Raw genomic sequence first — 21,368 nt, 5'->3', positions numbered from 1 at the left:
TTGGAAGGTTATCATGGCACCACTCCTCAAAATGCTCAAGCTATTATTCAAACAAAAGAAGTAAAAATTAAACCGTTTTCTATAAAATCTGATGTAGTTATACCTCCTGGGCAGCGTTTACCGAATGATTTAGGTCAAGGATTATATCTTTTTTTGGACAATGAATTACTAGAATTTGACGGGAAAAAATGCGCAAAGCAATATGCACAGAAATGGAAAAGTGATAGGAATAAAACAGCACTTATTCAATTTTGCTTTGATGAGACTACTCTCTATATTCTAGATTTTAACGAGCCGGAGAACTTTAAACGATTTGTAAAGCTTCGTGATAAGCTATATCGGAAAATAGAACAGAGTTTGACGACTTTCAAAGAGACTAATTCGTTGAGACGGGCTAATTTGGATGGTATATTTATAGAGTATCTTATTCAGCATGGGCTAAAAATTCAGGTTGATGGGGTTGTGAAAGACACCTATACACCTTTTTATAGTTCAAGAAGTACATTATCTAATTTTCCAAATGGTCGAGAACTTTGTTTGAGAAATACTGACGCAATAAATTGGGAAGCTACTAAGGAGGTAGAATAATGACATATAAAAATATTATTTTAGACGATTCAATTCTTGATGTTGATTCCTGGTTTCCTCAAGAAGCAATTGATGAGATTGTTGAGATCATTAAAACTCATGCAAAGACCCCGATTGAAATGCAATCATTTAAAAATAGCCAATACAAACTAGAAACTTTTGATAAGAAAAATTTTTCAGAACCAACTGTAAAAACAAAAGAATACTCAAACACAATGCCTAGTTTTATTGATTATCAACTAACTGGAGGGCAGGTAGCATAGTGGCAGTTATATCATTTGAAAATTATGTAATTGATGAATCTTATTACAGGGTTAATGATTTATTTGAAAATACAGAGGAAAAACTGAGTATGCCTGTATCGTTTTCTGCAGAAATCGGTATAAATAAATCTCAAGAAAAAGCCTATGTCATCATCAATGTTGCCTTAGGTGAATTGGAAGAAGAATCAGAAAAACACATTCCTTTTACTTGTAAAGTTTCTGTTAGAGGAATCTATGGTTATCAGTCAGAAGATTTTGAAACAAATAATGATTTAAAAGATGTTTTAGGGAAGAATGCTGTAGCTATTCTCTACCCTTATGTGCGCACCTATATTTCTGCGTTGACCAATTTAGGGAATCAATTCCCAGTATATACATTACCAGTTATGAATTTTGCTGAAATAATTCAGGAGAATGATTTGATTACTTTTATTGGTTTTGATGACTAGAAATAGACATTGATTAAGATTTTATAGTTAAAGAAGGGGGAGTGGTTTATCATTCCTTTTTCTTTATTGTGACACTATTTGACGGTGTTTTGTCTACCTTGATTATCAAAGTTCGAGATTTTATTCGCACCCAGCTTCGGGAATTTCAGTATTTGGATGACAGTGGGCAATTCAAAATTTTACCTGAGTATCCTGAATTTGCTTGGTTTGAAGGTGTTGTCAATGCTGTAACGCACCGTGATTATTCCGTCTATGGCGATCACATTCGTGTGCTTATGTTTGATGATCGACTAGAGATTCATAGCCCAGGGAAATTACCCAATATCGTTACCGTTGACAATATCAAGCATGAACGATTTTCACGAAACCCTCGCATTGCCAGAACCTTGACAGAGTTCGGTTGGGTACGTGAGATGAATGAAGGAGTAAAGCGTATCTATTCTGAGATGGAATCTGCTTTTCTCCATGAACCTAAATTCTCAGAACCTGGGAATAAGGTTGTCCTGGCGCTTGAGAACAACATTGTCAGCCGACATCTCCGTACAAGAGACAGCTTGGAAAAACAGTTCTCTGATTTTGGTGAATTAACAGCAGACGAGCAATTGATTGTCCACTATATGTATAACTCAGGCAATAAAATGACAACCGCAAAAGCTATTGAGCTTACAGGTAGGAGTCGATCATTTGTTGTTAAATTACTTCATAATCTTCGTGACCTAGAAATCATTACTTGGTTTGGTTCAAGTAAGAATGACCGCAATCAGTATTATCTTTTAGTTGATAAATGATTGCAGTCAGGATACTATTAGTAATAAGAATACAGTAGAATACAGTAGAATACAGTAGAATACAGTAGAATACAGTAGAATACAGTAGAATACAGTAGAATACAGTAGAATACAGTAGAATACAGTAGAATACAGTAGAATACAGTAGAATACAGTAGAATACAGTAGAATACAGTAGAATACAGTAGAATACAGTAGAATACAGTAGAATACAGTAGAATACAGTAGAATACAGTAGAATACAGTAGAATACAGTAGAATACAGTAGAATACAGTAGAATACAGTAGAATACAGTAGAATACAGTAGAATACAGTAGAATACAGTAGAATACAGTAGAATACAGAAAAAGCGGTTATCAACAATCAGGTCGATAACCACTTTTTTTCACTTATCCGCTAATTCTTTCAATAATTCATCGTATTGATTCCTAGCATTTTCTAATTCTTTGTCAAAGTCAAAAGTTGGCCCAGCTTTGAGAATGCTGGTTTCTACATTCGGTTCCTCTTTGCAAACTTTTGTAGTACTGATACTCAGTGGAACATTCATTAGCTACGCCTCCCAATTTTGTAACTATATTATACATAGAATGTGTGAAAATTAAAAATGAATACTTTGGGGTGGTGCATTTTCTAGAATCAATAGTAAGGTAAACTTTTATATTTTCTGGTTCGATTTTGCTTATTTTGCTTGAAAATTTACCTTATTTTGATGAAATTAGTTGAAATTGGATGAAATATTAAGTTTTGAAAACCCGTAAAAACGTTGATTCTAAAGGCTTTTAAAATTAGTTGAAATAAACAATGCTCCAACCAGGTCTTAAGAAAGCACGTAAAGCTTCACAATTCTCAAAACGTTAATATACCGCGATATATCAACGTTTCAAGGCACTCGCAGGGTTTCCCCTACGGGTGCTTTTTTCGTGATTTTTTGAAAAGTTTCCCCTAAAATTTCCCCTAAATTTTTTTAAGGTTTCGATAGGCGATTTCTCCCATTGCAATTGGGCCTACGTTAGATGTATTTATATACGATTTTGTAGTTGATGTATCGCTATGAGTTAGAGCTTCAGAAATTACTTCAATGGAAGTACCTGCTTGTTTAGCTAGTGTTGCTCCAGTGTGGCGTAACATATGCGGTGTAGCATGTCTCAACTTATGTCGATTCTCCACAGACCTCATTTTATAGTTAAGATAATCAATATGTACAGGTTTATTTACATTACCTTTTGTGTCTATATAAGTGAAAAGATATTGTTCAGGGGTTTGCATGGTTCATTATTACAAACTTAATTCTAACATTTTTATTCTGTTAGCAATGAAATATTGTAAATTATTTATCATCATAAAATCCTCCAATAAACAAAAAAAGCAATATATATTGATTGAAACAAAAAAGGCAAAATTGTGTCAAGAAAATGATTGCATCAGGAAATACTCTTTGTATCAATTGTTACCAAAATTTAGGGAATGAAGCGCTGTATCACGGTCTTGTCATTTACCTAGCTTTTGATACAATAGAATGAAAAGAGAAAGGAGCAAGTTATGAAAAAATATCTTTCCATTGACATTGGGAGCACTCTAATTAAATATGGGGTGCTGTTAGAGACCGGGGAGCTACTTTATAAGAAGGATAGACCAACACCTTCAGACTTGGAAGCAATGAAGCTGGCGCTGGAGTCTATCTATCGTGAGATTGCGGATAACGAGGAGCTGGAAGGAATTGCCATTTCCTGTCCAGGCAAGGTAGATAGCCGGGAGGGAGTCGTTTATTATGGTGGAGCGCTGACCTATCTTCATCAATTTCCTATCGCAGATTTCATGAAGAATTTGAGTGGCAAATCTGTCGTCGCTATCAATGATGGCAAGGCTGCTGCCCTAGCTGAAAAATGGCAGGGAAATTTAGCAGACGTTGAAAATGGTATGGCTCTTGTCCTTGGAACAGGGCTTGGAGGAGGGATTATTTTGAATAATCATCTCTTGCAGGGCCACCATTTCCAGGCTGGAGAATTCAGTTTTCTCCTTCCAAATGATGAACATCCAGATGGTGAACACGGTGCTGGTTTCCGTTATTCGCCTGTGCAAATGATTGGGAAAATTGCAGATGTACTTGGCTTGCCAGATAAGAAGGACGGCCGAAAAGTATTTGAGTACATTAACGCAGGAAATGAAGAAGCTCTTGCTATCTTTAAGCAATTTTGTAAATACTTGGCTATTCTCATTTATAATACCCAAGCGATTATCGATACCCAGAGGGTTGTAATCGGGGGAGGCATTAGCGCCCAGCCTATTTTGCTCCAAGAAATTGAAAAGCAATATAGAGACCTGCTAGCAGGCCTGCCTTTTGTAGGGGCTATGATTACTCCGGTGGAAATTTTACCATGTAAATTTGGCGGTGATGCGAACCTAATGGGTTCTTTGTATCAATTATTGCAGGAAAACTAGACCCATGTGTCTAGTTTTTTTCATAGAATAGTATCACTTTGTCACATTTTTTCACTATTTTTTTCTATAAATACATACTATACTAGAATTAAGAAAAACATGAGGTGAAGAAATGTCAAAAATTATTTTTCTAGATGTAGATGGTACCTTGGTTGATTACCACAATCGTATTCCTCAATCGGCTATCAAGGCCATCCAGCAGGCACGCCAAAATGGGCACCTTGTCTATGTCTGTACAGGTCGCAGCCGAGCTGAAATGCAGCCAGAATTGTGGGATATCGGCTTGGATGGCATGATTGGTGGCAATGGATCCTATGTAGAGCACCACGAGGAAGTGGTCATGCACCAAATGATTTCAGAAGAGGATTCCAAGGCCATTGTGGATTGGCTCCAAGGCCGTGGCTTGGAATTTTATTTGGAAAGCAACAACGGTCTATTTGCCAGCGAGAATTTCCGTGAACGTGCGCGTGAAACGCTCAAGATTTACAGTATGTCTAAGGGGAAAACGGCCGAAGAGGTGGCTCATCAAGAAGTAGAAGATGTCATGCATGGCATGGTATTTGGTGGTCAGCTCTATCGCAATGACCTCAATAAAGTCAGCTTTGTCCTCGATTCTTATCAGGATCATCTGGATTCAAAAGCAGCCTTTCCGCACTTGAAGGCCAATACTTGGGGAGGACGCGGCGAGACGGCCTTGTTCGGTGACCTGGGAGTAGCCAATATTGACAAGGCCCATGCTGTTGAGGTTCTCCTGGAGCATTTGGGAGCCTCGCAGGCAGATACCATTGCGTTCGGCGATGCTAAAATTGACATTCCGATGTTGGAATACTGTGCGATTGGTGTTTCCATGGGAAATGGCGGTCCTGAAATTCTAGTCATGGCTGATATGGTGACAGACGATGTGGAGGAGGATGGCCTCTACAATGCCTTTGAAAAATTGGGGTTGTTAGACTAAGAGCGTTCACTTGAAACCAGAACAGACAGCTGAACCAGTTGAAACAGCTGATTTTTGGCTAGGTTGGGGTGGCTAACTTCATTATAGAACTTTCGAAAGCTGTGACGATAAATTTTAAATTTAAATTGCCTTTTTAAGAGGCTTGCAAAAACGCTTTCAATCTGTTAGAATAATCTCAGGATTGTTACTGGTAAGCAGGCAAAACCTCAACTTCATAGCTAGTTTGGCCTAGGCCATTCTTTACTATGGGGTTGAGGGCTTTTATTTTCCAGTAGGGAAGGGGTTAGACATGAAGATTGATAAGGTCTACAATAACAATGTGGTTCAAGTTCTGGATAATCATGGACGGGAATTGATTGTCATGGGGAAGGGACTATGTTTTCAAAAGCGTACGGGTGATGACCTAGACGAAAGCAAAATCGAAAAGACTTTCGCCTCACAAAATGATCATCAGGTCCAGGACTTGTTGGCCCTCAATTTGACCATGAAGCCAGGAGAGTTGGAAGTGGTCAATCAGATTGCTCTTATGGCTGAGCAGACCTTGGATATTCAACTGGATTTGTCTTTCTACATTGCCCTGGGTGATCATCTTAACTTTGTCTTCCAGCGTAGTCGGGAAGGCCTAGAGATGGAAAATCCATTGGCTTTGGAGGTGCGTAAATTCTATCCCCAAGAATACCAGATTGGTTTGGATTCTCTAGATTTAATCAGAGATAAACTAGGTTTGGATTTGGACAAGGTAGAGGCGGTTTCTATCGCCCTCCATATTATCAATGCTCAGAAGAATGGTTCCTTGGGACGAGAAACGCAGAAAATTAGTCGGATTGTAGGACAGATTTTATCGATTGTGCGCTTGCATTTCGGCCAGGGTCTGGATGAGGATGATACCAGCTACCACCGCTTTGTCACTCATGTCCAGTATTTTGCACAGAGGGTGGCAAATGGCAAAATCGAAGGGGTTAATGATGCCTTCCTTTATGAACAAGTCAAGGCCAATTATCCGAGCGCCTTTGAATGCACTAAGAAAATCCGTCGCTACATCAGTGCGGAATACGACTTTGAAATGTCCAAGGATGAACAAGTCTATCTGACCATCCACATTCAGCGTCTCAAACCTATGTAAAAAAGTTTATAAAAAATCAAAAAAATATCAGAAAGCGCTTGCAAAGATTTTGGAAGTGTGTTATTATAAATTCATCAAAAGGATTGTTACTGGTAGGCAGGCAAAACCTAAATATATACAAGGCATATTTTTCAGCATAGGCTGGGGATAGTGTTTGGTATATGTTTAGGTTTTTCTGTTTATCAGGAAAAAAGAAAGGAGCCGAAAAATGGCTAAGGATTATACAGATTTAGCTACAGATATTGTAGCTCATGTTGGTGGAAAAGAAAACATCAGCAGTTTGAAACACTGCGTGACTCGTCTTCGTTTTGGTCTCAAGGATGAGAGCAAGGCTGATACAGATTACTTGAAAGCGCGTGATGGTGTCGTTACTGTGGTACAAGCTGGCGGACAATACCAAGTTGTTATTGGTAACCATGTCCCAGATGTTTATGCGGCTGTGCAAAAAGCAGCAGGTATTGCAGGAGATGGGGCACTGGATATTGATGAAGGTGATGGACCGAAGGGAAATCTCTTTGAACGCTTTATTGATTTGTTATCAGGTATCTTCCAAGCCTTTTTGGGACCTTTGGCTGCTGCTGGTATCATTAAAGGTCTTGTTGCCATTATGGCTTCGAGAGGCTTGACGAGTGATAATAGTGCTATTTATGCTATCTTAAATGCGGCAGGTGACGGTTTCTTCCAATACTTACCATTGTTAGTGGCTCTGACATCTGCTCGTAAGTTCAAGATGAATGAATTTACTGCCCTAGCAATTGGTATGGCCTTGATTTACCCAACCTTGCCAGGATCGCTTGCAGCATTGAAAGAGGCAGGACTGGATAATGTACTTGGTATTCCATTTGTTTTACCAACAGCAGGTAGCTACTTGTCAACGGTTATCCCAGCTATTCTCGCAACGTGGGTAGCTTCAATTATTGAGAAAAACATCCGTAAAGTAACACCAGATGTTGTCAAACTCTTCGTTGTTCCATTTGTGACTATCTTGCTTGCTGTTCCACTGACCTTCTTAGTGGTTGGTCCTGTCGCAAACTTCATCTCTGATGTCTTGTCAAATACATTTACTGCTATCATGAACTTTAGTCCATTGCTTTATGGTTTGATTCTTGGTGCGACTTGGCAAGTTTTGGTTATGTTTGGAATGCACTGGGCAGTTGTCCCATTGGCAATTATGCAAGTAGCATCAAATGGTTTTTCTTCAATTCTTGTACCGGCCTTGCTTCCAAACTTTACACAGACCGGCGTTCTTTTGGCAATCATGTTGAAGACCAAGGAGTCTAAGGTTAAAACAGTTTCTATGCCTGCATTGGTTTCATCTCTTTTTGGTGTGACTGAGCCAGCTATCTACGGTGTGACCCTTCCAATGAAAACACCGTTCTTTATCTCATGTGCTGTTTCAGGTGTGATTGGCGCGGCCACTATGTTCTTCAATGTAACAGGTTACTCTGTAGGTGGTATGGGTGTCTTCTTGTATCCGTCTCTTGTTAATCCATCAAACGGTGATATGTCAGGTATGATTGCTGCGATTATTTTGACAGTAGTTGCAATCGTCGCATCTTTCGCTATCCAAATGGTCCTTCCAGTACCTTACTTGTACGGAGAGCCAACTGAAAAAAAGTAGTTGAGACTCCAGTGGAGTCAGCCCCAACTTTGAAAGAAATCAAGCAAGAAATTCTTGCAAGTCCCCTTATCGGTAAGCTTGTAAAATTGGAAGATGTTCCAGATGCAGTCTTTGCTTCAGGAGCTATGGGGAAAGGAATTGCTATCGATCCCCTAGATGGTATTCTTGTTTCACCAGCTAAAGCTGAAGTGACCCTTGTTTTCCCAACCAAGCATGCCATTGGTCTTCGGACGGAAAATGGGGCAGAGCTTCTCATCCATATTGGTATGGACACAGTCTCTCTAGCTGGTAAAGGCTTTGAATCCTTCGTCCAAGTAGGTGACCAAGTTGAAGCAGGACAAAAATTGCTGGAATTTGATCTCCACCAAATCAAAGCAGCTGACCTACCGGTCATCACTCCAATTATCGTGACCAATACAGCTGACTATGAGGACATCTTGGTAACCCAAGAAAGCCAAATCAACAGTGGTGATTACCTGTTGACAACTGTGAAATAAAAAATAAAGTGGTTGGCAGTGCCAATCACTTTTTTGAATCTTGTTTAGCGATGAAGAAAATCCTTATCTCGCTCAGGAATGCCCGCCTCATCACTCTGATAGCGTTCAGCGGTGACAGTCAGCTGGTACTTGCTTCGCAAGTCTAAGATCTCCTGCATCATTGGGGAAGCATGGTGGATATCTAAGGCGGTTTGGTCCATCCAACTATCGACCAAGAGGATGGAATGGGGATCATCGAGCGGTGCAAAGTATTGATAATGTGTATTCCCAGCCTGCTGGCGAATGCGGTCAGCAATGCCACTAGCTTCCATTTCCTGAGCGAAAGCACGCGCATTGCTAGCTGGTCCAGTGTAGTAGAGGTGCATGGTGATCATAGTATAAGATATAGAGGGCGCTAAGCGGACACTGACAAAATATAGTCTTTTAGTTTACTTTTAGTACTAGGCAATGAGCTGCAGGCAGTACTGAAGTACGGCAAAGCGAATTAACGAAGTAATAAAAGAAAAACTAAATGACGTAGGAAACAGAACGACGATGCAAGCGTCGAGTTCTCGTTTATCTTTTTATCACAGTCCGTAGCCCGTATTTAGTTCAACCAAATACGGAGGCCCTAGTCCTTTCTATTATTTATCAAAATTAGTATAGGTCCTATTCTTCCGCAATTGCTTGCGGTAGCTGCTAGGTGTTGTATGGTAGTATTGCTTGAACTGGCGGTTGAAGTTGGACAGGTTATTAAAGCCAACTTCGGTCGCAATTTCAATCACAGGCTTGAGAGTGTTTGTGAGGAGCTCGGTGGCTGCCCGTAGTCGGACTTGGATGATAAATTCCATACAAGAAGTTCCTGTTTGTTGCTTGAAAATCGTCATAAAATGGGTTTTTGTATAGCCCATTTGCTCTGCTAGCTGCTCGATGGAGAGATTTTCTGCATAATGGTCTTGAATGTATTCAATCAACAACCGGAGTTTTTCATTTTTCCGATACATATCATCAGTATTTTTCCGGACGATGTAGCGGTAGCGGTAGAGCAGGTAGAAGAAGTCAAAGAGTCGGCTCTTGAGAGGTAGCTCAAAGTAAGGTGGCTGGTGTCTGACCAACTCAAAAATGGTGAGCAGGCATTGTCGAATCTCCGCGTAGGCAGGGTCTTGGGGCTGGATGCGTGGAATACACTTGAAAACATCTGTCTGTAAGGGTTGTAGGTAGAGCATACTGGTCTGATCTAGGTGAGACGCCCCCATCATATCCAAGTGAAAGAGAAGGGTATCCGTTTCGTGCCCCCGTTGCTCAATCGGATGGATGGAATGCGCAGCATTGGGTCGGATCAGGATAATATCACCAGCCTGACTATTGAAATAATCATAGTCGATATGGTAACGGGCCGTCCCTCCGTAAACATAGTTGATTTCAAATTCATTGTGCCAATGAAAGAGAATGTCAGGAATGCCATCCATGACACAGGTATGGTAATACTTATAGGGTAACAAACGACTATCGTAGTCAATGGTGTGCTTAAACTGTTTATCCGTTAATGGCGGTTGCATATATTCCTCCTATTCGTAGGATAGTATCATTATAGCATATTATTTGAGAAGAAAAGGGTTTCAAATCTGTTTATACTATATTTATTAGAAAAAATAAAGGAGAAGTAATATGTCACGATTTCCAAAAAATTTCCTCTGGGGAGGAGCTATCGCAGCCAACCAGGCGGAAGGTGCCTATAATGTGGACGGACGCGGTTTAGTCCAGACAGACGTTACAACAGGAGGAACTGTCAACAGCCCCCGCTATACAACCTACATTGATAAGGACGGCAAGCCAGGTAAATATGCTTCTATGGGGCATGCTGGCGGTCATCTGCCAGAAGGGGCGACCTATGCCGTCCTAGAAGACCACTATTATCCAAACCACAAGGCTGTGGACTTCTACCACCGCTATAAAGAAGATATCAAGCTCTTCGCAGAAATGGGTTACTCCGTTTTCCGCTTGTCAATTTCATGGGCACGGATTTTCCCAAACGGTGATGATGCAGAGCCAAACCAAGCAGGTCTTGATTTCTATCGTTCTGTCTTTGAAGAATGCCGCAAATATGGTATTGAGCCATTGGTTTCCATTTGGCACTTCGATACACCGCTTAGCTTGGAGCAACGCTATGGTGGTTGGACCAATCGTAAGTTGATTGATTTCTATGTCCGCTATGCTGAGACAATTTTTAATGAATATAAGGGGTTGGTGAAATATTGGATTACCTTCAACGAGATTAACAACACTATCATGTTTTTGGATATGTTTAGTGAACCAACGGATTCTGATTACCAAGATGCCTACCAACACTTACATCACCAGTTTGTTGCCTCTGCCAAGGCTGTAAAATTAGGACATCAAATTGATCCGAACTATCGATTCGGAAACATGATTTGTGGCATCACTTTCTACCCAGGAACCTGTGACCCTGCGGATATTTTAGAAAATCAACACAAATGGGAACAGAATATTTTCTATTGTAGTGATGTTCAAGCCAAAGGTCGCTATGGTTCCTATGCAAACAGATTGTGGAAGGAACACAATGTGGAATTGCAAATGGAAGAGGGAGACCTAGAAATCCTTGCTGAAGGCAAGGTGGATATGTATACCTTCTCTTATTACATGTCAACAGTTGTGACCACTCATAAAGTGGAAGACACGGTTTCAGGCAACTTCTCAATCGGTGCCAAGAACCCTTACTTGACCTATTCAGACTGGGGTTGGGCTCAAGATCCGACAGGACTTCAATACTACCTTGAGAAAATCTACGACCGCTATGAAATTCCGATGATGATTGTAGAAAATGGTTTGGGAGCTTTGGATACAGTTGAAGAAGATGGCTCTATTCACGATGATTACCGTATTGACTACCATCGTGCCCATGTCAATGCTATGGCAGATGCCATTGCCAATGGTGTTGATTTGATTGGCTATACGACTTGGGGCTGTATTGACCTAGTATCAGCAGGAACAGGTGAAATGCGCAAGCGCTATGGATTTATATACGTCGATATGGATGATGCAGGAAATGGTACACTTGAGCGTACACCTAAAGATTCATTCTATTGGTACAAAAAAGTAATTGCCAGCAATGGTGAAGATGTAGAATAGGAAAACGGCAATGTGCCGTTTTTCTTGAAGAAAGGTTAAAAATTTCATGAAAATAGAACACCTTGCCATTTATACTCAAGATTTAGATGGCTTGCGTATCTTTTTTGAATCTTATTTTGGCGCAGAGTCGAATCAGCTTTATCATAATAAAAAAACGAGTTTCAAATCGTATTTCCTGACATTTGAACATGGAGCACGTCTTGAAATTATGACAAGAGATGATGTGATAGATAAGCCAAGCCAACTCAATCACCTAGGTCTCATTCACCTCGCTTTTAGTTTAGGAAGCAAAGAAGCGGTGGATAACTTAACTGCAAGACTTCAGCAGGATGGTTATCCCATTCTTAGTGGACCACGGGTAACTGGCGATGGCTACTACGAATCGTGTGTGTTAGGTTTTGATGATATACAAATAGAATTAACATTATAAGGAGACAAGTCATGTCAGCAAAACAATTTCCAAAAGGATTTCTTTGGGGCGGTGCGACAGCGGCCAACCAATACGAAGGTGGTTGGAATTTGGGAGGGCGTGGTCCAGCCACTTCCGATACCTATATAGCGGCCGATCCAGATAAGCGGAAGGATATGAGTCACTTTGGTAAGCCTATTTCGCGGGCTGATGTGGAATTTGCCTTGGCAGATCAAGAAGGACTCTACCCAAAACGTTGGGGTTCTGATTTCTATCATCGCTACAAGGAAGACATCGCTCTCTTTGCAGAAATGGGCTTCAAGACCTTCCGCTTGTCGATTGCCTGGTCTCGTATTTTTCCAAAAGGAGACGAGTTAGAACCGAATGAAGAAGGACTGGCCTTTTATGATGCGGTCTTCGATGAGCTGAATAAATATGGTATCGAGCCACTGGTGACCCTATCACACTATGAATTTCCTCTTCATCTTGCTCTGGAATACGGCGGCTGGAAAAACCGTAAGGTCATAGAGTTCTTTGTTCGCTATGCCGAGACAGTATTCAAACGCTATCAGGGTAAAGTTAAGTATTGGCTGACTTTTAATGAGATCAATATTTTGGGCATGGTTGGTTATCTATCAGGCGGTCTCCTCTTCGAAGACGGAAAGAATGACCTAGAAGCCATGTACCAAGCGGTTCACCATCAGTTTATCGCTTCTAGTTTGGCAACAAAAGCTGCCCATGAGATTGACCCAGAAAACAAGGTTGGTTGCATGTTGGCACGGATGGAGAACTATGCAGCCACCTGCAATCCAGACGATGTCTTGGCGGCCTTGAAAAAAGACCAGGAAAATCTCTTCTATACAGATGTGCAGGTGCGTGGAGCCTACCCAAGTTATATGAAACGCTTCTTCAAAGAAAATAATATCCAGGTCGTGTTCGAGCCTGGAGACGAAGCGATTTTGAAACAATATCCTGTTGATTTCATGAGTTTTTCTTACTATATGACATCCATCACCCGTGCTCTTCCAGACAAGGACAAGGAAACTGCAGGTAACTTGATCTTGGGAGAAGCAAATCCCTATTTAGAAGCTTCTGATTGGGGCTGGCAGATAGACCCTGTCGGACTTCGTATCACCCTCAACAAGCTTTATGACCGTTACCAAGTTCCCCTCTTCATTGTAGAAAATGGTTTGGGAGCCTTGGATAAGGTGGAGGAAGATGGCAGTATCCAGGACGGCTATCGTATTTCCTACCTGGAAAAACACATCCAGCAAATGTATGAAGCCATTGAAGATGGCGTGGAACTCATGGGCTATACCCCTTGGGGCTGTATCGATCTAGTTTCTGCTTCAACAAGTGAAATGTCTAAACGCTATGGCTTTATCTACGTTGATGCAGACGATCAAGGAAAGGGCAGTTTTGACCGTTCACGGAAGGCATCATTCTACTGGTATAAAGATGTCATTACCAGCAATGGAGCCAATGTATTGACAGAAAAATAGGAGGTCTTATGACAAAAACGATTTATCTCATGCGTCATGGTGAAACCCTCTTTAATACGCAAAAACGAGTGCAGGGTTGGTCGGATTCTCCCTTGACAGAACGTGGTATCGCCCAAGCCCAAGCCGTTGGTCAGTATTTTAAGGAGCAGGGAATCGTCTTTACCAGTGCCTATTCTTCCACGCAAGAGAGGGCTACTGATACACTAAAATTAGTTACGGATGCTCCCTACCAACAGATCAAGGGGCTCAAGGAGATGAACTTCGGTATTTTTGAAGCCAGAGAGGAAGAATTGCTCCCCAAGCACCGTCCAGGTGCTCGTTCTTTCGAAGACCTCTTGGTGCCATTTGGAGGCGAGGACATTCGAGCAGTTGGAAGTCGTGTCAAAGAGGCGATTCTCTCTGTCGCAGAAAGCGAACCAGCTGATCCAATCCTCATGGTCAGTCACGGTGCAGCTATTTGGGGATTGGTGCAGGTTTTGAAGGTCACCTTCCCACCAGGCGTCTTCCTGCCCAACTGTGCCATTTGCCAGCTGACTGTTGAAAATGAGCAAATACGATTTGAAAAACTGATTGATTCCGCACATGATTTTAAGGTTTATGACTTTAAGTAGGGAGGTTTAGTATGAACTATCTTTACTTGATGCGCCATGGACAAACTCGGTTTAATCAACAAGGTCGGATTCAAGGGGCCTGTGATTCTCCCCTGACAGAACTGGGAAGAGAGCAAGCACTAGCTGCTCACCAGTATTTTCAAGAGCAAGGGATTGAGTTCGATAAAGTCTATTCTTCAACCCAAGAACGTGCCTGTGATACGGCAGAATTGGTCACAGGGAGGACGGACTATGTCCGCTTGAAAGGGTTGAAAGAACAGGATTTCGGAGCCTTCGAGGGTCAACAGGAATACCTCAATCCTCCCTTACAGGGAGACATTGGCTACGGTGATTATTTTGTCACCTTTGGAGGCGAATCCTATCGAGATGTCCGAAAACGTATGGAAGAAACCATTGGAGGTATTATGGAAGAAGCGGACGATCAATCCGTTTTAGTAGTTAGCCATGGAGCCGCCATCGCCCAATTTTTCAGACAGGTATTGACAGATTTTCCGCGAGTGCGGATGCGGAATTGTGCCATACTGACTTTTACTTATGAAGACGGTCACTACGATTTGCAAAGCATTGTGGATCCCGTTAACAAAGAAACCCTCTATCAAAAAGAAGGAAAGGAAAAGGAGAAAAAATGACAGTAACAAAAGTATTTCCAAAAGGATTTTTATGGGGTGGTGCAACAGCAGCCAACCAATGTGAAGGAGCTTACGATGTAGACGGACGTGGTCTTGCCAACGTCGATGTCGTGCCGATTGGCGAAGACCGTGGACCAATTATCACAGGTCGCAAAAAAATGTTTGACTTTGAGGATGGTTATTTCTATCCGGCTAAAGAGTCTATCGACATGTACCATCATTTCAAGGAAGATATTGCCCTCTTCGGCGAAATGGGCTTTAAGACTTATCGTCTTTCTATCGCTTGGACACGGATTTTCCCTAAGGGAGATGAGTTAGAGCCAAATGAAAAAGGCTTGCAGTTCTACGAAGATCTCTTCAAGGAATGTCACAAATACGGGATTGAGCCTTTGGTGACCATTACTCACTTTGACTGTCCGATGCATTTGATTGAGCACTATGGTGGCTGGCGCAATCGCAAGATGCTGGAATTCTACGAGCGTCTTTGCCGGACTCTCTTCACTCGCTATAAGGGCTTGGTTAAATATTGGTTGACCTTTAATGAAATCAACATGATTCTTCATGCGCCATTTATGGGTGCAGGACTTTACTTTGAAGAAGGTGAAAATGTAGAAGAGGTCAAATACCAAGCGGCCCACCATGAGTTAGTGGCTTCAGCTATTGCGACCAAGCTTGCCCATGAAATCGACCCAGAAAACAAGGTCGGCTGTATGTTGGCGGCGGGTCAATATTATCCAAATACTTGTCATCCGCGCGATGTCTGGGCGGCTATCAACCAGGACCGTGAAAATTATTTCTTCATTGATGTACAAGCGCGTGGGGAATACCCAAATTATGCCAAGAAGTATTTTGAACGCGAAAACTTGAATATCGTGATGACAGAGGAAGATTTGACCCTTTTGAAAGAGTATACAGTTGATTTCATTTCCTTCTCTTATTATTCAAGCCGTGTGGCATCTGGTGACCCAGAAGTCAATGAAAAGACAGCTGGTAACATCTTTGCCTCTATCAAAAACCCATATCTGGATGCCTCAGAGTGGGGCTGGCAGATTGACCCGCTCGGTTTCCGCATTACCATCAATTCCATATGGGATCGCTATCAAAAACCACTCTTTGTGGTTGAAAATGGGCTGGGTGCAGTTGACACGCCAGATGAAAATGGCTATGTGGAAGACGACTACCGTATCGACTACCTCCGCCAACATGTCTTAGCCATGCGTGATGCCATTGTCGAAGACGGTGTTGAACTTCTAGGCTACACCACTTGGGGCTGTATTGACCTGGTATCTGCTGGAACGGGCGAAATGAAAAAACGCTACGGCTTCATTTACGTCGATCGTGACAATGAAGGAAATGGAACCCTCAAACGCTCTAAGAAAAAATCATTTGAATGGTATAGGAAAGTCATCGCTACAAACGGAGCAGATGTGGAATAAAGCAGAAAGACAAGCCTTGCGCTTGTTTTTTGTTATCGTTTCCAATATAATAAAAGGTGGTTAACAATTTATAAAATCAAGGAGTCTAGCATGAAATACATTGTAAATAACAGTAACAATCCTGCTTACAATATCGCTCTTGAAGCCTATGCCTTCAAGGAATTGACCGATATTGATGAAATCTTTATTCTCTGGATCAATGAGCCTGCCATTATCATCGGTAAGCATCAGAATGCTATTCAAGAAATTAACAAAGAGTACACAGATGAAAACGGCATTCACGTTGTTCGTCGTTTGTCAGGTGGTGGCGCGGTATACCACGACCTCAACAACCTCAACTACACCATTATTTCCAATAAGTCTGAAGAAGGTGCTTTTGACTTCAAAACCTTCTCCAAACCTGTGATTGACACGCTGGCAACTCTGGGTGTTGAGGCTAATTTCACAGGACGTAACGACCTTGAGATTGATGGGAAGAAAATCTGTGGAAATGCCCAAGCCTATGCTAAAGGTCGTATGATGCACCACGGCTGTCTCCTCTTTGACGTGGATATGACCGTCCTTGCCAATGCGCTCAAAGTTTCCAAGGACAAGATTGAGTCTAAAGGGGTTAAATCTGTCCGTGCGCGTGTGACCAATATCAATGATGAATTGCCAGAAAAAATGACTGTTCTGGAGTTCAAGGATACCATCCTCAACCAAATGAAGAAGGAATATCCAGATATGGACGAGTATGTCCTGACTGACGAGGACTTGGCTCGTATCCAAGAAATACATGATACCCAATTTGGTACTTGGGACTGGAACTTCGGTCAAACGCCTGAGTACACTGTGGAGCGCAACGTTCGCTACCCAGCAGGTAAAATCACAACCTATGTGAAAACGGAGAAATCTGTTATCGAAAATATCAAGATTTATGGTGACTTCTTTGGTATCGGAGATGTTTCGGATATTGAGAAATTGCTGATTGGTACACGCTACGAATATGCGGACGTCCTTGCCAAGTTGCAAGAAATCGATACTACGCATTACTTCTCACGCATGACGACAGAAGAAGTGGCTAAGGCTATTGTAGCCTAAGGAATAAGGAACTTGGGTGTATTTTTAATCAGACACTCAGGCTCCTTTTCTTGTTATAGTTAAAACTTATAACAGAGCTTAAAAATTACCTATTGGATTCTTGCAGCGTTTTTTGTTATCATAGAACAGTATCAAATCTAGGAGAACTTATGTCTAATAATTTACTTGTTTTACAATCGGATTTTGGTCTTGTTGACGGAGCGGTTTCAGCCATGATTGGTGTAGCCCTCCAGGAATCACGTGACATTGTGGTTCATAATTTGACCCACGATATCACCCCTTACAATATTTTTGAGGGCTCTTACCGCCTCTTCCAGACAGTGGAATACTGGCCAGAAGGCACTACTTTTGTATCGGTTGTTGATCCAGGTGTTGGCTCCAAGCGTAAGAGCGTGGTGGCATTGACCGAGCAAAATCACTATATCGTTACCCCTGACAACGGTACTCTGTCTTTCATCAAGAAGCACGTTGGTATCAAGGCGGTACGCGAGATTTCTGAAGTGGCCAATCGCAGAGCTAATACAGAGCATTCCTATACTTTCCATGGTCGCGATGTCTATGCTTATACCGGTGCTAAGTTGGCATCTGGGCATATCACTTTTGAAGAAGTGGGGCCAGAACTGCGAGTAGAAGACGTTGTTGAAATTCCAACCGTTCCAACAGAACTTGGACAAGACTTTGTCAAGGGCGCCATCGACATTCTCGATGTTCGCTTCGGTTCTCTCTGGACCTCGATTACCCGTGAGGAGTTCTATACCCTCAACCCGCAGTTTGAAGACCGCTTTGAGGTGACCATTTACAACAACGATATGCTGGTCTACCAAAACCAAGTGACCTATGGCAAGTCCTTTGCGGATGTCCGCATTGGTCAGCCACTCTTGTATATCAATTCCCTCTACCGTGTTGGTCTTGCTATCAACCAGGGTTCATTTGCCAAAGCCTACAACGTTGGTGTCGGTCAAAACTGGCATATTGAAATCAAACGCATTGTTAACTAAACATATTTTTTAAGGAGATTTAGGATGAAAAATAATTCTATCAAAACAGTTGTCGCAACCGGTATTGGTGCAGCCCTCTTTGTGGTAATTGGGATTTTAATCAGCATTCCGACACTTGTTGTACCAAATACTTCGATTCAGCTTCAGTATGCTGTCCAATCCCTCTTTTCTGTTATCTTTGGTCCAGTTGTTGGTTTCTTGGTCGGCTTTATCGGTCATGCTTTCAAGGATTCATTGCAGTATGGTTCACCATGGTGGTCATGGGTTTTGGCATCAGGTGTATTTGGTTTAGTGCTTGGTTTTGCCAAAAATCGTCTTCGTGTCCAAGAGGGAATTTTCGAGAAAAAAGATATTCTTTCCTTCAACATTTTCCAAATTATTGCTAACGTAGTAGCTTGGGGAGTAGTTGCACCTGTTTTGGATATCCTGGTTTATAGCGAGCCTGCAAATAAGGTTTTTGCGCAAGGCTTGGTTGCTGGTATTGTGAATGGCCTAACAGTGGCTATCGCAGGAACAATTTTGGTGGCCGTTTATACCAAATCACAAACTCAAACTGGAAGTTTGTCAAAAGATTAAGAAATGTGCCTGAGAAGAGATTCTCAGGTATTTTTCTGTTATAGCTTCAAACCATAATAACATGCAAATAGTCCTACCATCGGAGCAGCTTGGGAAATTACAGGCATTGAGGGAAGAATTATCAGACCAATAGTTTCAATCAAGATTTTTGTATTTCTGCCGGATTCGGGGTATAATTTTATAGACTGTGTTATTGAAAAATAGCAGAGCTTCGAGCTGGTCAAATCGCTTGATTAGCGCTAATCTATTGCAAAGATTAAAGGAGAATCACACCATGTCAAAAGACATTCGCGTATTGCTATATTATAAATATGTTCCAATCGAAAATGCGGAAGCTTATGCAGCTGAGCACTTGGAATTCTGTAAATCGATTGGTCTCAAGGGTCGTATCTTGATTGCTGATGAGGGCATCAACGGTACTGTTTCTGGTGACTATGAAACAACTCAAAAGTACATGGATTATGTCCATGCTAACCCGCTTTTCAGCGACCTTTGGTTTAAAATTGATGAAGAAAATGAACAAGCATTCAAGAAAATGCACGTTCGCTATAAGAAAGAAATCGTACATTTGGGTCTAGAAGACAATAACTTCGATAGTGATATTGACCCGCTTGAAACAACAGGTGCTTACTTGTCACCAAAAGAATTCAAAGAGGCGCTTCTGGACGAAGATACCGTTGTTTTGGATACCCGTAACGACTATGAGTATGACCTAGGTCATTTCCGTGGCGCAATCCGTCCTGACATTCGCAACTTCCGTGAATTGCCACAATGGGTCCGTGACAACAAGGAAAAATTCATGGACAAGCGTGTCGTGGTTTACTGTACAGGTGGCGTCCGCTGTGAGAAATTCTCTGGCTGGATGGTCCGCGAAGGCTACAAGGATGTCGGCCAATTGCATGGTGGTATCGCAACTTATGGTAAGGATCCAGAAGTTCGTGGTGAACTGTGGGATGGTAAGATGTATGTCTTTGACGAGCGTATCGCTGTGGATGTCAACCACGTAGATCCGACAGTTGTTGGTAAGGACTGGTTTGACGGCACACCATGCGAACGCTATGTCAACTGTGGCAATCCATTCTGTAATCGCCGCACCCTCATGTCAGAAGAAAATGAGCACAAGTATGTTCGTGGATGTTCTGCAGAATGCCGTGCCCATGAGCGCAACCGTTACATCTCTGAAAACGGCTTGACCCGCGAAGAATGGGCAGCACGCTTGGAGGCAATTGGTGAGAGCTTGGCACCAGTGCATGCTTAATTATATGTAGGAGTTTGGAGAAATCCGAGCTCTTTTTTTTCTGCCATTTTCTGGAACTTTACACTTGATACTCATACTCAACTAAAATCAAAAATAGCCAAACTCCAATCTCTACGTACAATTGATTTGAGTTGAGAAGGAGATAGGTTTTGAATAACCTCTTGAAGTTTATCAATAACCTCATTTAAGCTTCTAAATAGCTTATTCTTGAAACAACGTTTGCGGATTTCGGCCCAGACTTGCTCAATAGGGTTCATCTCTGGTGTGTAAGGTGGAATAAAGGTAAATTCTATATTCTCAGGGATATTCAATGTCTGAGATTTATGCCAGACGGCATTGTCCATGACTAGAATAATGTAGTCATCTGATAAGCTTCTGACAATTGGTGTAGAAATTCATTCATCCAATCACTATTACAACCACATGCTAAATGGACAAAGCCCACTGATTTTGCGCTAGCTGTTAGGTTCTGGTTTTCTGAGTAAAGAATGAGAGCCTGAATTTTTCTGTGATGTGGAGCATTTGTCTTGTCTCTGAGGGCTTGTTTTAATTCGTGAACTTGAGTGGGGGTGAGTTTGTTTGTCATAATACCATTAAGCCACTATTTTTGATTTTTGTTAAGTATAAGAAATAATTGTCCGAAGACAAAGAAAAAGTTCGAGCTTGTACATCTCGAACTAGGTTCTTTTGAAAATTGACGGCAGTAAAAGTAGTAGTAACCAGACCAGGGAGGCTAGGAGCAGTAGCAGGTCAACATGCCCCGTAGCATAGCCCACTGCCAGGGTTGAAAGGATTCCCAATGCAGCGATAAGACGAAGAATACTGTTGTGTCTGTATAGAACCTGCCCCACTGTGGACTTGGTCTCCACTAAATGGAGAGTAAAGATAGGAATAGACAGGATGAACAATATTATCATGGGTTTGGGCTGATTGGTCAGAAAGCCATCAATGAGCAGACCAGTAATGGTCAGGTAGCCTATGGCGAAGAGAAGGAGGGGTGTTTTCGATTTCATGTG

Annotated in this window: 20 protein-coding genes and 4 pseudogenes; 18 read left to right on the top strand and 6 right to left on the bottom strand. The window is 41.8% G+C overall.

The window, feature by feature from the left end; translation table 11 throughout:
* The 4 genes and pseudogenes from NQZ91_05495 to NQZ91_05480 all read left to right on the top strand — a co-directional run bounded on the left by NQZ91_05495 (position 1) and on the right by NQZ91_05480 (position 2,088).
* On the top strand, positions 1–588 hold the full coding sequence (locus tag NQZ91_05495) for a hypothetical protein (protein ID UUM56862.1): 588 nt from the start codon (positions 1–3) through the stop codon (positions 586–588).
* The gene (locus tag NQZ91_05490; GenBank protein UUM56861.1) at positions 588–851 is read left to right on the top strand and encodes a hypothetical protein; all 264 of its coding nucleotides are present in this window, start codon (positions 588–590) and stop codon (positions 849–851) included. Before NQZ91_05495 ends, NQZ91_05490 begins: the two co-directional genes overlap by 1 nt.
* Positions 851–1,300, top strand: a complete 450-nt coding sequence (locus NQZ91_05485) for a protein-export chaperone SecB (GenBank protein UUM56860.1) — start codon at positions 851–853, stop codon at positions 1,298–1,300. Before NQZ91_05490 ends, NQZ91_05485 begins: the two co-directional genes overlap by 1 nt.
* A gap of 98 nt (positions 1,301–1,398) precedes the next feature.
* Positions 1,399–2,088 (top strand): annotated as a pseudogene (locus tag NQZ91_05480) (ATP-dependent DNA helicase).
* Between the two features lie 386 nt (positions 2,089–2,474).
* Here NQZ91_05480 and NQZ91_05475 read toward each other — a convergent pair.
* Together NQZ91_05475 and NQZ91_05470 are read right to left on the bottom strand one after the other, a co-directional pair.
* Positions 2,475–2,636: a hypothetical protein gene (locus NQZ91_05475; protein ID UUM56859.1), complete on the bottom strand. Its 162-nt coding sequence runs from the start codon at positions 2,634–2,636 to the stop codon at positions 2,475–2,477.
* 407 nt (positions 2,637–3,043) lie between these two features.
* Positions 3,044–3,355 (bottom strand): annotated as a pseudogene (locus NQZ91_05470) (tyrosine-type recombinase/integrase).
* A 273-nt stretch (positions 3,356–3,628) separates the two neighbouring features.
* On the opposite strand from NQZ91_05470, the gene NQZ91_05465 reads away from it, so the two are divergent.
* From NQZ91_05465 to NQZ91_05450, 4 genes and pseudogenes are all read left to right on the top strand, one after another.
* Positions 3,629–4,528: an ROK family protein gene (locus NQZ91_05465; protein ID UUM56858.1), complete on the top strand. Its 900-nt coding sequence runs from the start codon at positions 3,629–3,631 to the stop codon at positions 4,526–4,528.
* Positions 4,529–4,640: 112 nt separating this feature from the next.
* Positions 4,641–5,483 (top strand): Cof-type HAD-IIB family hydrolase, encoded by an 843-nt coding sequence (locus tag NQZ91_05460; protein UUM56857.1) that lies wholly within the window; start codon positions 4,641–4,643, stop codon positions 5,481–5,483.
* A 289-nt stretch (positions 5,484–5,772) separates the two neighbouring features.
* A complete protein-coding gene (locus NQZ91_05455) occupies positions 5,773–6,606 on the top strand; it encodes a PRD domain-containing protein (protein UUM56856.1) in 834 nt (277 codons plus the stop codon).
* Positions 6,607–6,814: 208 nt separating this feature from the next.
* Positions 6,815–8,724: pseudogene (locus tag NQZ91_05450) on the top strand (beta-glucoside-specific PTS transporter subunit IIABC).
* A gap of 44 nt (positions 8,725–8,768) precedes the next feature.
* Here NQZ91_05450 and NQZ91_05445 read toward each other — a convergent pair.
* Both NQZ91_05445 and NQZ91_05440 read right to left on the bottom strand, forming a co-directional pair.
* Positions 8,769–9,098: an antibiotic biosynthesis monooxygenase gene (locus tag NQZ91_05445; GenBank protein UUM56855.1), complete on the bottom strand. Its 330-nt coding sequence runs from the start codon at positions 9,096–9,098 to the stop codon at positions 8,769–8,771.
* A 249-nt stretch (positions 9,099–9,347) separates the two neighbouring features.
* Complete coding sequence (locus NQZ91_05440) at positions 9,348–10,262, bottom strand: AraC family transcriptional regulator (protein UUM56854.1); 915 nt, start codon at positions 10,260–10,262, stop codon at positions 9,348–9,350.
* 109 nt (positions 10,263–10,371) lie between these two features.
* Between NQZ91_05440 and NQZ91_05435 the strand changes: the two genes are divergently transcribed.
* The 10 genes from NQZ91_05435 to NQZ91_05390 all read left to right on the top strand — a co-directional run bounded on the left by NQZ91_05435 (position 10,372) and on the right by NQZ91_05390 (position 20,352).
* Complete coding sequence (locus tag NQZ91_05435; GenBank protein UUM56853.1) at positions 10,372–11,853, top strand: family 1 glycosylhydrolase; 1,482 nt, start codon at positions 10,372–10,374, stop codon at positions 11,851–11,853.
* 46 nt (positions 11,854–11,899) lie between these two features.
* On the top strand, positions 11,900–12,283 hold the full coding sequence (locus NQZ91_05430) for a VOC family protein (GenBank protein UUM56852.1): 384 nt from the start codon (positions 11,900–11,902) through the stop codon (positions 12,281–12,283).
* An 11-nt stretch (positions 12,284–12,294) separates the two neighbouring features.
* A complete protein-coding gene (locus tag NQZ91_05425) occupies positions 12,295–13,764 on the top strand; it encodes a 6-phospho-beta-glucosidase (protein UUM56851.1) in 1,470 nt (489 codons plus the stop codon).
* An 8-nt stretch (positions 13,765–13,772) separates the two neighbouring features.
* Entirely contained in the window at positions 13,773–14,375 is a 603-nt protein-coding gene (locus NQZ91_05420) for a histidine phosphatase family protein (protein UUM56850.1), read from the top strand.
* A gap of 11 nt (positions 14,376–14,386) precedes the next feature.
* Positions 14,387–15,004 (top strand): histidine phosphatase family protein, encoded by a 618-nt coding sequence (locus tag NQZ91_05415; protein UUM56849.1) that lies wholly within the window; start codon positions 14,387–14,389, stop codon positions 15,002–15,004.
* Complete coding sequence (locus NQZ91_05410) at positions 15,001–16,440, top strand: 6-phospho-beta-glucosidase (GenBank protein ID UUM56848.1); 1,440 nt, start codon at positions 15,001–15,003, stop codon at positions 16,438–16,440. The genes NQZ91_05415 and NQZ91_05410 overlap by 4 nt, the downstream gene beginning before the upstream one ends.
* 90 nt (positions 16,441–16,530) lie before the next feature.
* Positions 16,531–17,520: a lipoate--protein ligase gene (locus tag NQZ91_05405; GenBank protein UUM56847.1), complete on the top strand. Its 990-nt coding sequence runs from the start codon at positions 16,531–16,533 to the stop codon at positions 17,518–17,520.
* A gap of 149 nt (positions 17,521–17,669) precedes the next feature.
* Positions 17,670–18,518, top strand: coding sequence for an S-adenosyl-l-methionine hydroxide adenosyltransferase family protein (locus NQZ91_05400; GenBank protein ID UUM56846.1), 849 nt, complete (start codon positions 17,670–17,672; stop codon positions 18,516–18,518).
* 24 nt (positions 18,519–18,542) lie between these two features.
* Entirely contained in the window at positions 18,543–19,094 is a 552-nt protein-coding gene (locus tag NQZ91_05395; protein ID UUM56845.1) for an ECF-type riboflavin transporter substrate-binding protein, read from the top strand.
* Between the two features lie 274 nt (positions 19,095–19,368).
* Entirely contained in the window at positions 19,369–20,352 is a 984-nt protein-coding gene (locus NQZ91_05390; protein UUM56844.1) for a rhodanese-related sulfurtransferase, read from the top strand.
* 77 nt (positions 20,353–20,429) lie between these two features.
* Here the strand turns inward: NQZ91_05390 and NQZ91_05385 are convergent.
* Both NQZ91_05385 and NQZ91_05380 read right to left on the bottom strand, forming a co-directional pair.
* Positions 20,430–20,782, bottom strand: a pseudogene (locus tag NQZ91_05385) (transposase).
* 247 nt (positions 20,783–21,029) lie between these two features.
* The gene (locus NQZ91_05380) at positions 21,030–21,365 is read right to left on the bottom strand and encodes a hypothetical protein (protein ID UUM56843.1); all 336 of its coding nucleotides are present in this window, start codon (positions 21,363–21,365) and stop codon (positions 21,030–21,032) included.
* Between the last annotated feature and the right edge of the window lie 3 nt (positions 21,366–21,368).

It is taken from the genome of Streptococcus suis, from assembly GCA_024583055.1.
Taxonomy (GTDB): Bacteria; Bacillota; Bacilli; order Lactobacillales; family Streptococcaceae; genus Streptococcus; species Streptococcus suis_V.
This window is presented reverse-complemented; position numbering and strand designations above follow the sequence as displayed.

Coding starts and splice junctions, on each gene's coding strand:
- NQZ91_05490 (UUM56861.1), top strand. CDS start 588: ATGACATATAAAAATATTATTTTAGACGATTCAATTCTTGATGTTGAT.
- NQZ91_05475 (UUM56859.1), bottom strand. CDS start 2,636: ATGAATGTTCCACTGAGTATCAGTACTACAAAAGTTTGCAAAGAGGAA.
- NQZ91_05465 (UUM56858.1), top strand. CDS start 3,629: ATGAAAAAATATCTTTCCATTGACATTGGGAGCACTCTAATTAAATAT.
- NQZ91_05460 (UUM56857.1), top strand. CDS start 4,641: ATGTCAAAAATTATTTTTCTAGATGTAGATGGTACCTTGGTTGATTAC.
- NQZ91_05455 (UUM56856.1), top strand. CDS start 5,773: ATGAAGATTGATAAGGTCTACAATAACAATGTGGTTCAAGTTCTGGAT.
- NQZ91_05445 (UUM56855.1), bottom strand. CDS start 9,098: ATGATCACCATGCACCTCTACTACACTGGACCAGCTAGCAATGCGCGT.
- NQZ91_05440 (UUM56854.1), bottom strand. CDS start 10,262: ATGCAACCGCCATTAACGGATAAACAGTTTAAGCACACCATTGACTAC.
- NQZ91_05435 (UUM56853.1), top strand. CDS start 10,372: ATGTCACGATTTCCAAAAAATTTCCTCTGGGGAGGAGCTATCGCAGCC.
- NQZ91_05430 (UUM56852.1), top strand. CDS start 11,900: ATGAAAATAGAACACCTTGCCATTTATACTCAAGATTTAGATGGCTTG.
- NQZ91_05425 (UUM56851.1), top strand. CDS start 12,295: ATGTCAGCAAAACAATTTCCAAAAGGATTTCTTTGGGGCGGTGCGACA.
- NQZ91_05420 (UUM56850.1), top strand. CDS start 13,773: ATGACAAAAACGATTTATCTCATGCGTCATGGTGAAACCCTCTTTAAT.
- NQZ91_05415 (UUM56849.1), top strand. CDS start 14,387: ATGAACTATCTTTACTTGATGCGCCATGGACAAACTCGGTTTAATCAA.
- NQZ91_05410 (UUM56848.1), top strand. CDS start 15,001: ATGACAGTAACAAAAGTATTTCCAAAAGGATTTTTATGGGGTGGTGCA.
- NQZ91_05405 (UUM56847.1), top strand. CDS start 16,531: ATGAAATACATTGTAAATAACAGTAACAATCCTGCTTACAATATCGCT.
- NQZ91_05400 (UUM56846.1), top strand. CDS start 17,670: ATGTCTAATAATTTACTTGTTTTACAATCGGATTTTGGTCTTGTTGAC.
- NQZ91_05395 (UUM56845.1), top strand. CDS start 18,543: ATGAAAAATAATTCTATCAAAACAGTTGTCGCAACCGGTATTGGTGCA.
- NQZ91_05390 (UUM56844.1), top strand. CDS start 19,369: ATGTCAAAAGACATTCGCGTATTGCTATATTATAAATATGTTCCAATC.
- NQZ91_05380 (UUM56843.1), bottom strand. CDS start 21,365: ATGAAATCGAAAACACCCCTCCTTCTCTTCGCCATAGGCTACCTGACC.